Origin of the sequence: Endozoicomonas sp. SESOKO1, assembly GCF_024606265.1 — a bacterium.
Taxonomy (GTDB): Bacteria; Pseudomonadota; Gammaproteobacteria; order Pseudomonadales; family Endozoicomonadaceae; genus Endozoicomonas.
Window position 1 is genome coordinate 1 of record NZ_JAHHPP010000068.1, and the last position, 2,031, is coordinate 2,031.

The window sequence follows — 2,031 nt, forward strand, 5'->3', positions numbered from 1 at the left end:
GCGAATGGTGGTTGATGGCGACCTTTCTGCTGCCATGAAACTGGTTCGCTGCTTTGAGCGACTCGAAGTGATCACGCTACCCCGGTTTATAGGCCGGAAAATCATGCGTCATTACCCGGAGATTTCCATAAAGGAAAAGCTGGTGGGGGCATTTCAAATCTATCTGGGCGTGTTTGCCGGTTTTGTTATGGGGGTATTTGTGAGATGAGCCGCAGCTATTATGAATTCTTTAATCCGGTAAAAATCGTTTCAGGCAATGAAGCCCTGGAGCATATACCCTATGAACTGGCCAGCCTTGGGGTAAAGAAGCCATTGATTATTACCGACGGCGGCGTGCTTAACGTCGGCTTAATTGAGCCCGTCAAGCGGGTCCTGGTGGTTGACGGGGTTCCGATAGCGGGTGTGTATAGTGATGTACCACCTGACTCATCAACCAGTGTTGTATCTGCCATCACCCGGTTTTATCGTGAGCATGGCGCGGATGGCATTATTGCCATTGGTGGTGGGTCGGTGATTGATACATCGAAGGCGGTCAATATTCTCGTGTCCGAAGGTGGCGATGATCTGCTGGCTTACAGTGGTGCTGGTGCCCTGACTAAACGACTAAAGCCATTGTTTATTCTGCCAACCACGGCAGGCACCGGTTCAGAAGTGACCAAAGTTGCGGTTATTCGCGATGATGCCAGTGGTCGTAAAGTGCCCTATGGCTCCTCATTTCTGATGCCTGATGTGGCGGTTCTTGATCCACGGATGACATTGACATTGCCTCCGCATATTACCGCCGCCACCGCCATGGATGCCATGACCCATGCCATTGAAGCGTTTATGGGTACGGCTAAAAATCCACTCAGTGATGCCTATGCCGTTGCTGCTATCAAAGGCATACGGGAAAACCTGCTTCGGGTGCTTGCCTCACCGGATAGCCGGGATCTCCGGCTTAAGCTGGCAGAATCAGCAACTATGGCGGGCATTGCCTTTTCCAACTCCATGGTTGGGCTGGTCCATGCCATCGGGCACTCGCTTGGGGCGATAACCCATCTTCCCCACGGCGTCTGCATGAGTCTGATGTTGCCTTATGTTCTGGAATACAACCTGCCCCGGTGTGAACAGGCGATCGGTGAGCTGCTGCTTCCCCTGGCCGGTGCCGATTTTTACAGCAAAATACCAGAAGAGCGGCGGGCGGCTGAAACCATCATCTATATTCGTGCCATGCGGGATGAACTGTTTGAGCAGACAGGGCTGCCAAGAACATTATCAGAAAGTGGCAAGGTGCAGGAGTCGCAACTGGAAGACATTGCCCGGATGAGTATTGATGATGGTGCACTGCTCTATAACCGGGTTGATGCCAGTTATGAGCAGGTACTGGGGCTGTTGAAGTCAGCCTGGTAGGTGAGTTGCGAGGTCTGACAATGTCATGCCGCCTGAGCTGAAATTAATCAGGGTGTCTTTATCACTGAATCGCTCCTGGTCAACGCCTCCACTCAAAAAAGGCAGGCCATCGCGATGAGCCTGGCTCTCTTTTTCTACCGCCCTGGTATAGGGGTGATAACTTCCATTGTGCAGCTCAGCAACCATCAAGAGATACAGGTTGCTGAGTTGGCAGTGAGGTAAACGACCATTAATGCTCCGGTAAATATTCAGCCCTTCACAGTCGAGATCGCCCCAGAAATAGACCTTCGGATGAGAAAACAAGTGTTTCAGGTTCTGGTTAGCGGACCCTGACCGGATAAGCCCGACGACAGATTCCGGTCTCTCTAAAACCTGACTCCACTGCAGACCATAGCCGAAGGTGCAGATCAGAGCCTGATATTCATGAAGACCTGCGCGAATACAAGCTTCAAAACTCTGCGGGTTTTCAATCAACAGAACCTGCTCCGGGTTTTCCGGCCCTGCCAATACGACATAGGAAATGGATTGCCGGAACTGGTTGGTATCAATACCAAAATTCTTCAGGGCTTTTTTGTCCAGGTTATCCAGCAGCTTTGCCGAACCGAGCAGGTACAGGGCTGAAGCCTCATATTTTGTCAGCTG

Annotated in this window: 2 protein-coding genes and 1 pseudogene; 2 read left to right on the plus strand and 1 reads right to left on the minus strand. The window is 51.5% G+C overall.

The genetic code is table 11. The features are described from left to right. Together KDK13_RS04120 and KDK13_RS04125 are read left to right on the plus strand one after the other, a co-directional pair. A pseudogene (locus tag KDK13_RS04120) lies at positions 1–208 on the plus strand (hypothetical protein); the annotation flags it as partial. Beyond that, on the plus strand, positions 205–1,389 hold the full coding sequence (locus KDK13_RS04125) for an iron-containing alcohol dehydrogenase (RefSeq protein WP_257283656.1): 1,185 nt from the start codon (positions 205–207) through the stop codon (positions 1,387–1,389). The pseudogene KDK13_RS04120 and the gene KDK13_RS04125, both read left to right, overlap by 4 nt. Here the strand turns inward: KDK13_RS04125 and KDK13_RS04130 are convergent. Beyond that, on the minus strand, positions 1,378–2,031 hold a 654-nt coding region (locus KDK13_RS04130), incomplete at its 5' end, for a DUF2220 domain-containing protein (protein ID WP_257283657.1). The two genes, KDK13_RS04125 and KDK13_RS04130, sit on opposite strands and share 12 nt — an antisense overlap.

Coding starts and splice junctions, on each gene's coding strand:
- KDK13_RS04125 (WP_257283656.1), top strand. CDS start 205: ATGAGCCGCAGCTATTATGAATTCTTTAATCCGGTAAAAATCGTTTCA.